Below are 16709 nucleotides of genomic sequence, written 5' to 3'. Positions count from 1 at the left end.
AATTTGAAACTAACCGCCTCGCCCCGTAAATGATGGTCACCCTCCCCATTGTTAGATGGACCTCCCGTCCCCGCATCCTGGCAGCCATTGGCATGTTCTGCGGAGCGGTCGGCACCTTGCAGGCCTTTCCGCCCGCTCCTTCCTATGCCCTCTATGGCACGGTGCGCGACCAAGTCGGGCAGACGATCTCCGCCGAGGGAGCCGTGGTGATCCTGTTCAAGGGGACCCAGGAGCTGGGGCGCACCCCGATTTCTTCCGGCACACGGCTCGATCAGAACTACGAGCTGAACGTCCGCCTCGACCAGAACCGCGGTGGCACCACCCTCTACACCGAGAAGGCAGTCGCCACCCAGAGTCCCTTCAGCCTCGCCGTGGATATCGGCGGCGTCCGCTACTATCCCATCGAAGCCAGCGGCCCGCTCACGGCTGGCAAAGGCGGCGAGCGCGTGCGTCTCGACCTCACCCTCGGCCAGGATAGCGATGGCGATGGCCTACCGGATGTCTGGGAGCAGTGGCAGCTCTATCAGGCCGGCTATGGCCCGGATGACCAGGGCAACTGGCCGCTCGGCCTGATCGACAAGAACGGCGACCTCGACCACGACGGCAACAGCAACTGGCTGGAGTATCTAGCCGGCACCTTCGCGGGCGACGCCAGCGAGCGCTTCGACCTGCAGATCAAGGAGAAGACCGCCAGCAATGTCCGCTTCGCCTTCTACGCCATCACCGGCAAGACCTACACGATCGAGTCCACCACGGACATGAAGACTTGGACCCGCGTGCCCTTCTCCGTGGCGACGCCCGCCGCCGGTGCGCAGAGCTGGCAGGCCTCCAATATCGGAGTGGTCTCCGCCTTCTGCGCCCCTAGCTCCGAGAGCCGACAACTTTACCGCCTGACTGTCCGATGAAATTCCCAGCGCTCCCTCTCCTAGCCGCGCTCTTCACGCTCTCGCAAGCCTCCGCCCAATGGCAAACCACCACCTACCAATTGAAGGGCGGATGGAATGCCATTCATCTCTCGGGTGACGCCCGGCAGAACACGCTGGAAAATCTCTTCCCCGCGGAAGTTACCGAAGTCTGGCGCTGGAATCCGAATCCCACCCAGGTCCAGTTCACGGACTCACCGCTGATTCCATCCGCGGGCACGCCGGAGTGGTCGGTCTGGAAGCGTGGTGATGCTGCGAATAGCTCGCTCTCCCAGCTCACCGGGCAGGCCTCCTATCTGGTGAAGTGCAGCGGCTCCGCGTCTAACAGTTACAACGTCCCGCTCCTCCAGTCCCCGCGTCCGCCCTCGAACAACTGGGTCCGCAGCGGTGCGAACCTGATGGGGTTTCCGGTGGCTGGCAGCGGCGCGAGCTCGCCGCTGATGAGCGCCTACTTTGCGTCCTTCCCGATCGCGACTGCGGCGAATACCCGGATCTTCAAATACGTGGGCGGCGACCTCGGCGCGGCCAATCCGCTCCAGGTCTTTTCGCCTGCCGCGGAGCGCATCGACCGCACCAAAGCTTACTGGTTCTCCGCCGATGTGGTCGGCAACTTCTATGGCCCGGTCGAGATCAGCCTGAGCACGCAGGATGGCATCAGCTTCGGTCGCTCGGGCTCGGTCGTCAGTGCCCGTATCCGCAACCGCACCTCGGCCGCCATCACGCTGAATTTCGCTTCGTCTAACAGCGAGCCGGCGCCTCTTGGCCAGACCGGCATCAGCGGCCCTGTCCCGCTCACGCGCCGCAGCTTCAATGGCACCAGCCTGCAGTGGCAGGAGACACCCATCGGCGCCGGCTTCCAGGAAGTGATCGCCCCGCAGTCCACCGTGGAAGTGCAGCTCGGCATCGACCGCAGCGCCATGGGTGCCGCACCCGCGGATGCCTACTTTGCCTCCTTCCTCCGCATCACCGACAGCGGCAGCCTCGTCGACATCTATCTGCCCGCCACCGCCTCGAAGTCCTCGCTGGCCGGTCTCTGGGTCGGCGATGTCACCCTCGGCCAGGTCAGCAACAACGCCACCACGGCCGGCAATACTCCGCGCAGCTTCCCGCTGCGCACCCTCCTCCACGTCGCGGACAATGGCACCGCCAGCCTGCTCTCGAAGGTCTTCGTCGGCCGCCTCGCTGCCGGTGCCCACAACCTCGGCGTCTGCACGGATGAGTCGCTGTTAGACTCGGCCACGCTCTCCAGCGCCCAGCGCCTGGTAGCTGCCCACATGCCCTTGGACCGTGTGCTCAACAGCGGCAGCGGCAGCGTGAATGCCGGCAGCTCGCTGGTGCGGACCATCCAGGTGCCGTACAACGATCCGACCAATCCCTTCGTCCACCAGTATCACCCGGACCACGACAACAAGAGCCCACGTGGCCAAGCCCTGCCTGCCGGTGTGGAGAGCTACAACATCACCCGCACCTGCAGCTTCAACTTCACCGCTACCCCGCCCGCGGGAAGCACGGTGACCAGCGGCTGGGGCAGCAATGTCATCGGCGGCACCTACAGCGAGGTGATCACCGGACTGCAAAGCAATCCCATCACCCTCACCGGTACCTTTGAGCTGCGCCGCGCGAATGAGCTCGGCACCCTGTATCTCCCGTAACTCCGCCCGCTTTCCGCCCAAACTTTTCCTCTCCCTTTCACCCGCCATCCCGACATGAAATCCGCCACCTCCCTGATCTCTCTTCTTTGCCTCTCCTCAGCCGCATTGCATGCGCAGAGCGTGCCCGCCCTCATGAGCTACCAGGGCCGCGTGGTGGATAGCAGCGGCACCGGCATCGGCACCGGCACGCCGACCAACCGCAAGATGATCTTCCGCCTCTTCGACAATGCGACGGGCGGCAACCGCCTGTGGTCTGAAGAGCAGACCGTGACTCTCGCGGGTGGCGACTTCAGTGTGATCCTCGGCCAAGGCGTCGGCGCTTCTTACAATGGCGTCGCGGAAAGCCCCCGGCCTTCCTTGCTCACCGTCTTCGGCGGCACCGACCGCTATCTGGAGATCGTGGTGGATAATGGCGACGGCAACTTCACCACCGCGGATACCGCGATCACCCCGCGCCAGCGCCTGATCGCCACCGCCTTCGCCGTGCGCGCCGCGAGCGCGGACTCGGTGACCAGCGGGAGCGACCTGATGCTCCGGGATGCCAACCATGGCCTCGGCTGGTATGGCACGGGTCGTCTCTTCAATGGCATCAATCTCGATGGCCCGGTCCTCTACGGCTACAGCGGCGGTATCCTCGGCAGCGTGAGTGGTGCCAGCCAGAAGGCGGCCCTGCGTTGGGATAATGCCGGTCGCGTCAGCATCGGCGCCGGTGCGGCTCCGACCCAGGCGCTCGATGTCACCGGTAATGCCAGGATCGATGGCGCGGTGATGGCCCGGGGTGATAGCGGCTTCATCTTCCACACCGTGGGCGATGCCGATGGCGGCTTGTTTTCGCCGGAAGACGGCGTGGTGACCGTGAAGACCAACAACGCCGAGCGCCTGCGGGTAAACGCGAATGGCGTTCTTCCAACGGTGGACGTCACCGGCAGCATCCGCCTGAGTGGTGCCGGCTCGGCACCGCCTGTGACCAGCGAACTCGGCGGAAGCGGGACCCGGGTGGTGCTTTTCCCGGGAACCGCGAGCACAGTTCCTTTTGCGCTCGGCATCGATGCCAATACCTTGTGGAACTCGCTCCCGGCCACTTCCTCCTACAAGTGGTATGGCGGCACCACGGAGTGGATGAACCTCAATGGCCTGACCGGGACCCTCAAGCTCAACGGTGGTATCGAGCCCAAGGGCATCCGCCTGCCGAGTGCCTTCGATGTGGCGGCCACGGACTTCGGCGGCACGGCCGGAAACTTCATCAGCTTCGCCCACTCGGGTATCAGCGAGGACTATATCGGCTACGCGTCGAATACCTTCTACTTCAAGGACACCCCGGGTGGCGGAGATTCCACGCCGCCTAACATCAACGTTGGCGGCAGCGGGACCTTCGGCGGCCTTGGGAGCTTCGGGACCGGTGGCAGCTTCGGCGGCCCGGTAGTTGTCAATACGGGCTACAGAGGTGGTCTCGCCGGGGAGCCGGGTCTGGTTAACTTCGGCATCAATGATTCTTCCACCAATCGCTTCGGTGGCAGCTATACCCAAGGAGCTCAGGGCGGGGTGATCCGCGTGGATGCCCGTGACACCTACGATGTTTTCCAGTTCCTCGCCCGCGACAAGAATTCGTCTTCCGACATTGGGGTGGTCGCCTCGATCTCGGCCGCGGGCAAGATGTCGCTGGGTGGAAAGAAGGTGACCGTGGGTGAAGATGATTTCCGCATCGTCCGCGGCGTCGCCACGGGTCTGCAGAACGGCATTGTCAATGTGGAGTACCCAAGCCCGCTCAGCTCGACGCTGAACCTCAAGGGATCCGGCTTCAAGTTCCTGAGAATTTCGACGGGCCGTTACCGGATTATTTTCAACACGGCTTTCAGCGATACGCCTTCATTCACCTTCAATCCGATTCAAGGCGTCGGCGTCGAACGTACCTTTGCGAAGATCACGAGCATCAGCGCTACCTCTGTCGATGTGGAGCTTCCCAATGACGAGGACGCGGGCCGCAACGATACCGCTGGCCTTTCTTTCATCGCCGTTGGTCCCCGCTGAGCCTCCCTTGTCCGGGGCTGAAACACCTACCTCCCGCCGTCATGAAACGAACGCGGATACTTCTCACGGGGCTTTGTGCCTTGATCTGTGCCATGGGCTCGGCGCGGGCGCAGTACGAGTTGAAGGCCGGGTCCTTCAACCCGATCTATCAGGCTGGACCGCCCTTCGTGGCGAATCCGCCCGCGACCAGCGGCCAGGCTTCCTCGGTCGCACCCTTGTCAGGAGCTGCCGGACCGATCTCCACGAATTCCATCCTGGCGGACCGCTTTCCTTCGAATACGGACAACTCGATCGTGCTGCAGAAGGCATCGATCGGCAATACCTTCGCCGCCGGCGTGCCGCGCTACTCGCTCGGCGACATCATCACGCCACCGCTGGTGAAGGCGGACGGCGTCACCGCCGCGGATGCGAATTACTGGCGACCGCAGCCGGTATTCCCCGGCGAGATCGTTCCCGGACTCGGCGCCTTGGTCCCGCTCGGCAGCGTGAGCGTAAGCTCCGCCTCGATCAATAGTACGACGGTCACCGTAGCCAGCGTGCCCGCCGAACTCGTAGTTGGCGCCACCCTGCTCGGTCAGCCCGTCACCCGCGTGACGGGAAACACCGTGACCCTGGCGGGCAATGCCTCGACCACGGTCAGCTCCGCCACCAGCTTCTCGATCACTCCCGCCACTTCCTACTACTACAGCCCGCATGCGGAGAAAGTCTTCGCCCACCAGCCGGGCCGCGTGACGATCAAGTGGGTGACCCGCGTGCCGGACGGCGCGAACTACGGGATCCGCGATGAGACCTTCGCCGTTTCCTCGAATACTCTGCGCCCTATCCGCACCATTTTCTGGACGGAAGGCAACTTCGACGGTCCGAAGGTCCAGATTACCGATGGCCGCATCACCACCGTCAGCCCGGTTTACAACAACCAGGTGCCGAAGGCCGTGCCGGAGGAAGTTTCCATACCCGGCTACACGCCCGCCTCGCCGAACCTGACAACGCTTTCCTTCAACAAGTTCAACGGCGTGGGCCAGCTCCAGGCCTATAACGTGGAAGGCCGCCTGCTGGTCGAGTACCTCGGCAATGTGCGCTCCTCCACCGGCACCTACGAGTTCGTCGGCTCGGAGGTCGTCGAGATCAAGCGCGTCGCCTCGGTCGACTACCCTGCGGTGAGCCTCGGTGAGGAGATCCGCCCGGGCAATGGGGATACCAGCTTGGTCGCCTCGCCGGTGCTCAGCAGCCAGCAGAATGGCTCGAGCTACTACGGCACCGCGGTGCGCCCGGACCAGACCCTCGCCTACTACGCGGAGCGCGAGACCAGCGTCGCCAATGATCCGGACGACGACTCGCCGAGGTTCCCGAACGAGGCCTACAACAAGGTGGTCTTCTACTGGATGGAGCCTGCCGACTTCAATATCAAGTGGCCCCACCACCAGGACCGCTACTGGCTGCGCTGGTCCGCGGACCTCGCCGATTACGCCCACTACACGGTGGATGCCGGTGGCAGCACCGCGCAGACCGGCATCAGCTTCTCGAATGGTGTCCTGCCGCAGCTCATCTATCAGGATGATCCCGCCCAGGCGGAGGCTGCGCTCGATGTCAATACCCAGCGCTTCTACGTGAACCCCGGCGCGGACCAGCGCAATCGCTCACTGCTCAAGTTCAGCAGCGGCAATGAAGTCTGGTACGTGAACATCTACACCCAGGCGGAGGCCCGGCAAAAGGACTTGGCCGCCACCTCGCCCGCCAATCCGCCGGATGCCGACACGACCGTCGTGACCGTGACCTCCACCGCGGGGCTGGAAGTCGGCATGGTGGTCAGCGGCACCGGCATCACCGGTACCGCGACCATCGTACAAATCGTGGATGGTACGCACTATGTCCTTTCACAGCGTGTGCCCTCCATCAATGGCACCCTCAGCCACACCGTGCAGTCGGATCGCCTCGCGGCGATCAATACCAGCGCCACGGTCGGCACGCGGATCGCGCCGCCGGCAGGGCATGAGTTCGCCGGCCTCATCTCCGATGGCACCGGCTACTATCCCGCCGGCTATATCAACCCGGTCGTCTCCGGCGTCGCCGCGGCAAATCTCGGTGCGATCATTCCGGTGAATGCCCGCCCCGGCAACAACACCCTCACGGTGCGCTGGTTCAGGAAAGTCACCGCGCCCAGCGGGAATTTCCAGAGCCTCTACGTGCCCGGCAAGATCGGCCGCTACACGGTTTCCTTCCCGGCCGCGACCACGCCGGAGATCGTTATCGCCCAAGGCGTCGGCACCAATGACCTGCCGCCCGCGGAGTCGACCGGCGCGGTCTACTATCAGAACAACTCCAGCCTGCCGGGCTACAATCCGAACGAAGAACACGCCCTGATGCTCGCCGGTCGCGCCTATGCCCTACGCGATGACCTGAACGTCACCGCCGGCGTGAACTACAGCTCCCAGCCCTGTGTGCTGGTGGCCTACAAGGATCCGGTCGACCTGCGCCCGGCGATGCACGCCTACAAGGTGTCCCGCTCGAACGCGACCTACAACTTCGACTACGTCTCCACCGCGGGCACCCTGCTGGTGAAGCCCTATCCCTTGCCGCTCATGCCGCTGCCGCTGACTGGCACCGGCGTCAATCTGCGCTCGAAGGACCTTGAAATCCTCGGTGCCGACAGCCCCACCAATAGCACTGTCTCTTCCGATAGCGCCTACACCGGCTTCACCTTCCAGGATCGCAAGGGCTTCACCTGGATCCACCGTGGCCCCCACAATACGGGTTCGCCCACGCTGACCATGAAGCTCTACTATGTGATGCAGGATAGCTTCTTCATCCCGGGCCTCGGCAGCCAGCCGGCGGCGGGCACCCTCCTGCCCTTCCTGCGGAATGCGGCGCGCAGCGGCCAAACGCTCAACCTCTCGGCAATCGACAATGGCCAGACCGATGAGCCGCTGCCGATCATCTATCGCCCGGCCTGGCCCCAGCAGGCACCGGAGCTCCGCGTCGGTGAGACCCTCACGCTGCCGAAGTTCGGCCTGCCGCAGGTGCGTGGCCAGACGAGTGCCTCCATCCTCTATCAGCAGTCGATCGCCAAGGCTGCCGCCGCCACTGGCCTGACCAAGACCAGCGTGACGCTTCACGACCCCACCCGTGAAAAGGTGGTGGCCATGGACGCAGCTGCGATCGGCCTAAGTGGCATCCCGGCATCGATCGCCACCAGCGATGAGCAGGGCAAGACCTACTTCCAGGGCCTGCCGCCGCACCTCCAGCAGCGCTTCTACCTCGATCCGCTCCGTGGCGCGAAGGGCAGCCTGGTCTTCCTCGGCAGCTTCCACGATGTGGCTGCGGGTGAGGACTACCTCGATCTCAACGTGCTGAGCGCTGACGACGAAGCCGCGCTGAAGGCCCTGGCCAATGACTCGGATTCGGACAAGTCGAAGTGGGATGCCGCCATCGATGCGCTGAATACCCGCGTCGAGACCTTCAAGGAGAACCCGGCTGTTGCTGGGACTTTCATTGTGGATGCCGCCAGGAACGCGGATGTCGGCGAGAATGATCTCGCCGTGATCGGCAGCCCGGAGACTGCGGTGGACAGCTACGCGATCACCGCCACCGGTCAGGGCACCGGCTACGTGACCATGGTCTTCGGCAATGGGCGCACTTTCACGCCGGAGGGTGATCCGGTGCAGGTGAAGGTATTCAAGGTCGCTCCGCAGCTCTACACCGGCGACCTCAAGGTCGTCGCTTCCAGCAACCCGCTGGATGAGCAGGTCTCTCTCCGTCACAGTGCCGACTTCGCCGGCAAGCCGGAGGACTATGAGTTCGAGTGGCGCTGGACTACCGGTGCCGCCACCGTCCCCGCGATCTACACCACCTCGGTCAGCACGCGGATCGGCAATGCCGCGAATGGTACCGAGCAATGGCGCGTGGTTTCCGATCCCGGCACCATTCTGCCCTCCGCGGTCCAGTATGCCGCGAATGCACCCGTGCCGCTGCCGCGGATCCAGAATGTCCGCCCCACCGGCTATACCGTGGATGAGAAGACCGCGGGCCTGCCCGGCGTGGTTCTCAAGTCCGAGTCCGGCGTCAACTTCAGCAGCGGCGTTCCCGGTGACATCTTCTTCAGCGCGAATCTCGGCACGCAGGATGGCTTCGTGCTCTATGTGAATGGCACGGCCGCCGTCGCCTACCGCGCGCCGGAGTCGCTCTTCACCCTGTCGAATGCCAGCAGCGGCCTCTCGCCCGCCGGCCTGACCCAGCAGTTCCCGGTGCCATCCAGCTACTTCACCGCCGGGGCGAATACCATCGAGGTGGCCGTTTACACCGGTGCCGATCAAAACGTCTCCAGCTCGCTCGACTTCCGTCTGGAAGCGGCGACCGAGACCGATGCGGTTGCGGCTGGTGGCACCTGGCAGCCCACCTCCGATCCGCTTGGCAAGAATACCAACATCGCCATCGTCGGCGGCTCGCCGGAGAATCCCTTCGGTGGCCCGGCCTTCGTGCTGAATGACCGCTGGTTCACCATGCGCTATCGCCCCAAGGCTTCTTCCGGCAATGTGCTTGGCTCGACCAATTGGTCGCGTTGGATGCCGCCGATGCTGGTCGAGGGCTGGATCAAGCGCGTGCTTGCCGCGATCAATCCCTTCGAGCAACGCGTCAAGGATCTCTATGGCAACTCGGTGAATACCGATGTCAGCGCGATCACCCAGGCTGGCACCCGTTGGGAAGGAGATGTCGCCCTCTCGCTCTCGAACATCAATGACGTCGGCCTGATCGAGATCTACGAGACCCTGCTCAATCGCGCGAAGGCGATGAGTATCGATGCGAATACCGACGATCCGGATACCAACAACGCCCTGATCCTCGCCGCCGGCTATCTCAATGACCTCTACACCCTCCTGGGCAATGAGGCCTATGCGGACGCTGCGAACCCGACCATCTCGGTCGACGGTCCGGATGGCGCGGCATCGGTGAATACCAGCCGCTTCTCCTTCGAGGGCCAGGTCGCCAGTTCGCTGGATGAGGAGATCGCGCTGCTCCGCGGCCGCGATGACATCGTCAGCCCGGGCGTGTCCGCCGCGCCTGCCTACAACCGCCTCTATTGGAATTACACCCGCGGCATCAATGGCGGGGAGGCGATCTACGCGCTCAACTACAACATCAAGGAAAAGGTCGGCAGCAGCACTGCCGATGGTGTGATCGATGAAGCTGACGCGCAGCGGATGTTCCCGCAGGGCCACGGTGATGCCTACGGTCACTACCTCACGGCCTTGAGCGGCTACTACAAGCTGCTCACGAACTCGAACTTCACCTGGACCCCGCGTGCGGAGGCGGTGACCGTTCTCGGCCAACCGGTGACCGTGGATTACTTCGACGAGCGCAAGTTTGCCGCCGCCGCAGGCAACCTCGCCCGCACCACCGAGCAGGTCATTGGTCTCACCTGGCGCAAGCAGTATCAGGATTCCTCCGCTTCCGGTTGGAACCAATTCCGCGACAAGCAGGGCACGAACCCGCAGACCGGCGTGACCCGCCGTCAGGGCCTCGATGAGTGGGTCAGCCGCGGCACCCAGGGTGCGCTCTTCAATTGGGCGGTGGCCAACTCGCTGCTTCCGGTGCAGGACAGTGTCCACACTGGCATCCAGAAGATCGACCGCGGCACCGTGCCGGAGATCGCCCAGTTGCCCGCTTCTGCTGCTACCTTCCAGACCTCGATCGATAGCGCCAACGCGCATCTGAATCCGCTCGGCCTGAGCCCGGATGCGATCGCCTTCGATATCTCGCGCGCCGATTTGGAAGACGGTGTCTCCCACTACGAGCAAGTCTCCGAGCGTGCGGTGACCGCCCTGAACAACGCCGCGGGTGCCTTCAACCAGGCGGCCGTGATGACCGGTTCATTGCGCACCCAGGAGAACGACCTTGATGAGTTCAACACCTCCATCGTCGAGCAGGAGAATGCCTTCACGGATGAACTGGTCTCCATCTTCGGTGCGCCCTATGCGGGCGACATGGGTGCGGGTAAGACCTACGCGCAGGGTTACGAAGGTCCGGACCTCTTCCACTGGTACATCGTGGACCGTCCGAATGACCTGGTGGACACCAGCCGGAGCATCAGCATCACCCTCAATGAAGCGAAGGAGTTCAATGCCTTCTCCTCGAATCGGATCAGCGACATCGTGAAGGGCCTGGACAGCGGCACCGCGGTTACCAGTCGCACGGTGACAGTATCCCCGTCCTCCTTCGTCCAATACAATGACGTGTGGAAGTCCGGTGGCCTCGGCGCTCGCTCGGAAACCGGGGAGCTGCAGGACGCCCTGCTCGATGCTCAGCAGACCTGGCTCTCGCTCTCCGAGGCGAAGACCAATCTCGCGAAGGAGAATGCCAACCTGCGCCAGTCGATCCTCGTCTTCGATGACCTGGTGTCGATGCACGACAAGCAACTGAGCGAGATGGGCACCGCCCAGGACACCATCCTCGTCCTCGAGAGCGTGAAGCTCGCGCTGGAGACCGCCGCCGCTGGCCTGGATGCTGGCTCCGAGACTTCGGAGGACATCGGCGACACCTTGGCTGAGTTCTTCCCGCGCTCCGTGGGTCTGGCGACTGACGCCACCTCGGCCGCACGTGGTGCCGCGAAGGCGACTGCGGAAGTGGTCAGCAAGGTGCTCAAGGCGCTCTCCATCGCCAGCGAGGCCGCCGCGGGTGGCACTGGCATCGGCATCCTCTCCGTCGAGCAGGATCTGGAAACGGCCGTGACCAAGCTGGGTTTCTCCAGTGAGGAGAAGCAGGCCGCCGCCGAGTTTGCCGCCGCCTATCGCGACTACACCTCGCACTCGCACGAGCTCATGCAGCTCACCATCGATCACCAGCGCGCTCTGCAGAATGTCAGCAATACCCTCGCGAAGGGGAATAGCGTGCTCAGCAGCCGCGAGCTCTTCCGCCAGCGTGCCGCCGCGGTGATCCAGGGCTATCGCACCCGTGACGTGACCTTCCGCCTCTTCCGCAATGAGGCGCTGGAGCAGTATCGCAGCCTCTTCGATCTCGCCAGCCGCTACAGCTACCTGGCCGCGAAGAGCTACGACTACGAGACCGGCCTGCTCGGCACCACCCAGGGCCAGACGGTCTTCAAGAACATCGTCGCATCCCGTGCTTTGGGCGATCTCAGCGATGGCACGCCGCACCTCACCACCAGCTCTCTGGGAGATGCAGGTCTGGCTGGGTCGATCGCGAAGCTGAATGCCGACTTCTCCGTCGCGGAGGGCCGTCTCGGGATCAATAATCCGGACCACAATGGCACGGTCTTCTCGATGCGTGGTGAGCTCTTCCGCATCCGCACCGACCAATCGCTAAGCGGTGACGACGAGGCTTGGCAACAGACCCTCGAGCAGCACATGACGGCGAACCTCTTGGCCGATCCGGATGTCGCGACCTACTGCCGCAATATCCGCAAGCCAGACGGCACTCCGGTCCCGGGGATCGTGATCCCCTTCAGCACCACCATCCAGCACGGGAAGAACTTCTTCGGCTTGGATCTGGCGGCAGGGGATCACGCCTACACGCCAAGCAACTTCGCCACCAAGATCTACGACGCGGGGATCTCGCTGCCGGGCTATATCGGCATGGATGCCTATGCCGCCGGTAATCCCCAGTCCGGGGCTCCCGCCTCCGGTTCGCCGAATGCGCTGGCCGCCACGCCCTATGTCTATCTAATTCCTTGCGGCCTCGACTTCATGCTCGCTCCGCCGCTGGGCGATACCAATCAGCTCCGCTCGTGGAAGGTGGAAGACCAGGCACTGCCGCTGCCCTTCAACCTTGGCGCGAATGACTTCAACGCCACGCAGTTCTTCAGCGCCAATGGCACTCTCAGCGAGAAGCCTTGGATCATCCGCAAGCACCAGGCCTTCCGCGCCGTGGATGATCCGTCCTTCTTTTACGGCAGCGTGCCCGCGGAGTTCACGAACTCGCGCCTCGTCGGCCGCAGCGTCTGGAACGGCCAGTGGAAGCTGGTGATCCCGGCCTACACCTTGCTGAACAACGAGCAGGAAGGCCTGAACCGCTTCGCCGCCAGTGTGAAGGACATCCAGCTCTTCCTCCGCACTTACAGCCATAGTGGCAACTAAGGGTCTCATGAAGCGCCGCCATCTTACGCTCGCAGCCGTCCTCCTGATCGGAGCCGGCTTCGCCGCGTGGCGGTTGCTTCCCGCGGCCCCTCCAGCCCCGCCCCCTCAGGTCCGGCGCGTGCCAACCGGACCTGCCCCCAATGTGACGAATGTCGATCCGGCCACTGTCTTCCAGCGCGCCTTCTGGAAGCGCCCGACCGAGGCCGACCAGATCCTCCATGCGGAGCGCCGCGAGTGGCAGGATGCCGGCAATGTCAGCCACTGGCAGTGGTTCCTCGAGGTCGAGCCCTCACCGGCCCTGCTTAGCTACCTGCGCGATGACAATGCCTTCCGCCTGAGCACGAAGAAACCCGTGAAGATCCCGGCTGATGCCCCCGCGTGGTTCATCCGCGACCTGCAGGGCACGCAGGCCATGGTCGCCCGCCAGGGTGGCATGCAGCTCATCTTCACCGCGGGCGGCGCCAAGCTCTATGCCATGGACAGTGGCGGTGGCTTCCAGCCCGGCGCTCCGGAAAAGTCCCAGCCCTTCGCCCAAGATACTTCCCCGCCGTCTCCTCCTCCTGCTCCTGCTAGCGCGAAACGATGACCCGTCTCCTGCCTCTCCTGCTCGTCCTTGCGGCTCAGCTCACGGCCCGCGCGGAGGTGCCGCGCCTGCTCCATCATCAGGGCCGCATGGCGGTGGAAGGCCTGCCCTTCGATGGCACCGGCCAGTTCAAGTTCGCCTTGGTCGATGGCGGCAGCGGCATCAGCTACTGGAGCAATGACGGCAGCAGCAGCGCCGGCAGCCAGCCCGCGGGCATCATCTCGCTTCCCGTCACCCGCGGCCTCTACTCGGTGCAGCTCGGCGATGCTTCGGTCGCCGGCATGACGGCCCTGCCTGCGGATGTCTTCACGCATTCCGATGTCCGCCTGCGTGTCTGGTTCAATGATGGCAGCCGCGGTTTCCAGATGATCACTCCGGACCAGCGCCTCGTCGCCGCGCCTTATGCCCTGGTCGCGGCGCAGGTCGAGCAAGTGCTGCTGAAGGACATCCAGGCTCCGCCGGTATTGCCCGTCGTCGCCTGGGGTAAGAATTTCCAAGGGCAAGCTACGGTGCCTCCCGTACTTTCCGGCGCGAATACCGCCGCCATCTCCGCCCGGGGCAATACCAGCCTCGCCCTCCTCAAGAATGGCAGCGTCGTCCGCTGGGGTGGGGGAGCCGCCGTCCCGGGCGATCTTGGTGGCGTGACCGCCATCGCCGCCGGTGTGAATTATGCCCTCGCCTTGCGCTCCAATGGCACGATCTCCGCCTGGGGCGACAACAGCTACGGGCAGTCCACCACCGCCGGGATCGCGGATGCCAGCGCCATCGCCGCGGGGGAAAAGCACAGCCTGATCCTCCGGGCCGATGGCACTCTCACCGTTCTCGGCGACAATACCTTCGGCCAGACCGCGGTGCCTCCGCAGTCCGGCTTCACCGCCATCGCCGCGGGTTACGATCACTGTCTCGCCCTCGGTCCCGGGGGTGCCGTCAGCGCCTGGGGCCGCAATGACTCCGGTCAGGCCAGCGTCCCTCCCGCGGCCACTGCGGATGTCGTCGCCATCGCCGCCGGTGCCTACCATAGCCTCGCCCTGAAAAGCGACGGCAGCGTGGTCGCCTGGGGCTAGAACTCCGCCGGCCAGGCCACCGTCCCGCCCGCCCTAACAGGCGTTTGCGCCATCGCCGCCGGCTACACCTTCAGCGTCGCCCTCAAGAGCGACGGCAGCATCGTCTGCTGGGGCGATTCCTCCGATGGCCAGGCCACGATCCCCGCCGATGCCGTGCAGATCGTGTCTATCGCCGCCGGTGACTCCCACGTTCTAGCCCTCCACAGCGACCTCGTGCCGGCCCAAGTCGCACGCCTCGACCAGCCGAACACCTTCACCGGTAAGATCGGCATCCGCCGCAGCGCCGCCACCAATTCCCTCGAAGTCGAAGGCAACGCCAGCAAGTCCTCCGCCGGCAGTTGGCTCTCGAATTCCGACCGCCGCATCAAGACCGACATCCAGCCACTCAGCGGCGCGCTCGAAAGGCTCGATCAGGTCCGCCTCGTCGACTTCCGCTACACTGGCAGCTACCTCGCCTCGCACCCCGGCCTGCAAGACCGCCGCTACCTGAACGTCATCGCCCAGGAATTCGCGAAGGTCTTCCCGGACCACGTCCAGGGCAGCGGCGAGCTGCTCCCCGATGGCAGTGAGATCCTCCAGGTCGACACCTATCCGCTCACCATCTATTCCGCCGCCGCGATTCAGGAGCTCCACCGTGAGAACAAGGCCCTGAAGGAGAAACTCGCCGATCAGGAGGCTCGCCTGCGCCGCCTCGAAGATAGCTTGAAGCCATGACCCGCCGCGTCGTCGCCGCCCTCATGCTTCTGCCTGCAGCCACCGCGCTCGCTGGCACCGGCCCGGCCTATGCGCTCGACCCGATGGCGAATGAAGAGGGTGGGGGATATGGCAGCAGCGCCAGCTACCTCCTGACATCCAGCACCACCCCCGGAGGCCAAGGCAGCTCCGCGAACTACACCGCCCGCACCGGCTTCGCCGGGCAACTCGGTGCCGTCCAGGGCATCACCCTCTCCGCGCCGCTCGCAAACCTCGCCGAAGGCCAGAGCCTCCAGCTCGCCGCGCAAATGCTCTTCGACGACGGCACTAGCGTCACCCTTCCACCCGGCGACCTCGCTTGGGAAATCACTTCCGGGCCTCTCTCCGCCATCTCGCCGACAGGTGTCGCCACCGCCGCCATCGTCTATCAGGATGCACCCGCCATCGTCCGCGCCACCCACGGCGGCTTCTCGGACGACTTCGCTCTAACAGTCCTGAACTCCGACCCCGACAACTACGGCAGCTACGCCGGCGACGCCCTGCCGGATCTATGGCAGATCCAGTACTTCGGACTCAACTCACCCAAGGGCGGCCGCGATGACGACTTCGATGGTGACCGCGTCAGCAATCTCTTCGAGTTCTCGAATGGCAGCGATCCCGCCAACAACAACAGCGGCGCGGCCCCCCTCCGCATCTCCGGCAATCATCTGCTCAGCCCCGGCACGCCGCTGGTCGAATATCTCCCGGCACCGAACGTCTCCGACTACCGCGTGCTCTACATCCGCCGCAAGGACACCGCTGCCGCCCGCTTCCAATACACCCCGCAGTTCAGCCGCGATCTGCTGGCCTGGCCGAACGCCACCACGCCGCTCACCGTCATCGCCGACGACGGCAGCTTCGAAGTCGTCAGCGTCCGCTTCCCCGTCCTCATCGGTGGCCGGCGCTCCAGCGTGAAAGCCTTCCGTCTGAATCTCAACATCGCGGCGCCATGAGAGGTCTAGCCCTTCTGTCCATGGCCGCCCTGCTCCTTCTCTGCGCGCAGGCCGGCCACGCCGCGGTAGTCTATTCCGGCCTCAAGGACATCGTCATCCCCGCGAATGACAACGGAGTCTACATCAACGTCGCGAGCGGCATTTCTACCACGCTGCCCCCGGCGGATCCGAACTCCGGCCCATGGCTGAACCTCTTCTTCGGAGGCACCGCCATCGGTAGCGGCATCCGCATCGAGCCCCTCATCACGGCCCCGCCCACCGGCAATGGCGATGGCCTCGTGATGCGCCTCGTCGGCCTACAATACGTCGGCCCTGACATGGACTTCGCCTCCGGCGAGAACGGCAGCGAGAACCATACCGGCACCGCCCCCAACCAATTCCAGTCCGGGGAGGAAGGCTTCCTCGCCTTCCGCATGATCACCTTCCAAGGCGGCCCGGAACACTACGGCTGGATGCGCCTCATCGTCAGCAGCGATGGCACCGGCACGGTTCACGACTGGGCCTACGAAGAGCTCGCCGACACCGGCATCGAAACCTCGGATGTTCCCGAGTGCGGCGCGCCCATCCTCGCGCTCCTCGCCCTCTTCCCCTGGCTGCGCTCCCGCCGCCGCCCGGGCAACGCCTAGGAATTTCATTGCTGGATGCGCCAAAGCGGCGATCATGCTAACGGGTGAATCCCGTTAAAAA

The 16709-nt window shown here is 64.4% G+C and carries 9 protein-coding genes; all 9 read left to right on the top strand.

All coding sequences use genetic code 11. The features are described 5' to 3' along the window. Positions 1–29 precede the first annotated feature (29 nt). Complete coding sequence (locus BV071_RS11000) at positions 30–905, top strand: hypothetical protein (RefSeq protein WP_265594325.1); 876 nt, start codon at positions 30–32, stop codon at positions 903–905. Then, the gene (locus BV071_RS10995; protein WP_035606404.1) at positions 902–2575 is read left to right on the top strand and encodes a hypothetical protein; all 1674 of its coding nucleotides are present in this window, start codon (positions 902–904) and stop codon (positions 2573–2575) included. The genes BV071_RS11000 and BV071_RS10995 overlap by 4 nt, the downstream gene beginning before the upstream one ends. A 54-nt stretch (positions 2576–2629) precedes the next feature. Beyond that, positions 2630–4603, top strand: coding sequence for a hypothetical protein (locus BV071_RS10990; RefSeq protein ID WP_035606401.1), 1974 nt, complete (start codon positions 2630–2632; stop codon positions 4601–4603). A 41-nt stretch (positions 4604–4644) separates the two neighbouring features. Next, positions 4645–12690 (top strand): hypothetical protein, encoded by an 8046-nt coding sequence (locus BV071_RS10985; protein ID WP_265594324.1) that lies wholly within the window; start codon positions 4645–4647, stop codon positions 12688–12690. Between the two features lie 7 nt (positions 12691–12697). Next, complete coding sequence (locus BV071_RS10980) at positions 12698–13276, top strand: hypothetical protein (protein ID WP_035606395.1); 579 nt, start codon at positions 12698–12700, stop codon at positions 13274–13276. Further along, positions 13273–14337, top strand: a complete 1065-nt coding sequence (locus BV071_RS32815; RefSeq protein WP_052573148.1) for a hypothetical protein — start codon at positions 13273–13275, stop codon at positions 14335–14337. The genes BV071_RS10980 and BV071_RS32815 overlap by 4 nt, the downstream gene beginning before the upstream one ends. A 153-nt stretch (positions 14338–14490) precedes the next feature. Next, positions 14491–15051, top strand: a complete 561-nt coding sequence (locus BV071_RS32810) for a tail fiber domain-containing protein (protein ID WP_052573147.1) — start codon at positions 14491–14493, stop codon at positions 15049–15051. After that, complete coding sequence (locus BV071_RS10970; RefSeq protein WP_035606392.1) at positions 15048–16022, top strand: hypothetical protein; 975 nt, start codon at positions 15048–15050, stop codon at positions 16020–16022. Before BV071_RS32810 ends, BV071_RS10970 begins: the two co-directional genes overlap by 4 nt. Then, a complete protein-coding gene (locus BV071_RS10965; protein WP_265594323.1) occupies positions 16019–16648 on the top strand; it encodes a hypothetical protein in 630 nt (209 codons plus the stop codon). Before BV071_RS10970 ends, BV071_RS10965 begins: the two co-directional genes overlap by 4 nt. Positions 16649–16709 lie beyond the last annotated feature (61 nt).

It is taken from the genome of Haloferula sp. BvORR071 (assembly GCF_000739615.1).
Classification (GTDB): domain Bacteria; phylum Verrucomicrobiota; class Verrucomicrobiia; order Verrucomicrobiales; family Akkermansiaceae; genus Haloferula.
This window is presented reverse-complemented; position numbering and strand designations above follow the sequence as displayed.

Coding starts and splice junctions, on each gene's coding strand:
- BV071_RS11000 (WP_265594325.1), top strand. CDS start 30: ATGATGGTCACCCTCCCCATTGTTAGATGGACCTCCCGTCCCCGCATC.
- BV071_RS10995 (WP_035606404.1), top strand. CDS start 902: ATGAAATTCCCAGCGCTCCCTCTCCTAGCCGCGCTCTTCACGCTCTCG.
- BV071_RS10990 (WP_035606401.1), top strand. CDS start 2,630: ATGAAATCCGCCACCTCCCTGATCTCTCTTCTTTGCCTCTCCTCAGCC.
- BV071_RS10985 (WP_265594324.1), top strand. CDS start 4,645: ATGAAACGAACGCGGATACTTCTCACGGGGCTTTGTGCCTTGATCTGT.
- BV071_RS10980 (WP_035606395.1), top strand. CDS start 12,698: ATGAAGCGCCGCCATCTTACGCTCGCAGCCGTCCTCCTGATCGGAGCC.
- BV071_RS32815 (WP_052573148.1), top strand. CDS start 13,273: ATGACCCGTCTCCTGCCTCTCCTGCTCGTCCTTGCGGCTCAGCTCACG.
- BV071_RS10970 (WP_035606392.1), top strand. CDS start 15,048: ATGACCCGCCGCGTCGTCGCCGCCCTCATGCTTCTGCCTGCAGCCACC.
- BV071_RS10965 (WP_265594323.1), top strand. CDS start 16,019: ATGAGAGGTCTAGCCCTTCTGTCCATGGCCGCCCTGCTCCTTCTCTGC.